Genomic DNA, 275 nt, shown 5'->3' on the forward strand with positions numbered 1-275 from the left:
GCTCTTCGATCACTTTTCCTGTGTCTGGATTCTTGATTCCTGGTTTACCTGGTACTTTTTCCGTTTGATCTGTTGGTAAGTTTGGATCAAAGATATCTTTATGACCTTGCGGTATTTTCTCGCCACCAAACTCTACAATCTTATCTATTGGTTGTTTTGTGATCTCTTCTGTTGGTTGACCCTCACCAACTTTTTCACCTGTTAATGGGTTCACTGTGATTGGTGTTGTGATTGTCTTACTTCCTGGTTGTCCCTCTTGTTTCACTCGCTCTTCA

The 275-nt window shown here is 41.1% G+C and carries 1 protein-coding gene; it reads right to left on the minus strand.

What is annotated here, in order from left to right; all coding sequences use genetic code 11:
- The coding region (locus IDG60_RS03435; protein ID WP_206160497.1) for an E domain-containing protein at positions 1-275 on the minus strand (275 nt) is incomplete at both ends.

It is taken from the genome of Staphylococcus sp. EG-SA-2, assembly GCF_017152085.1.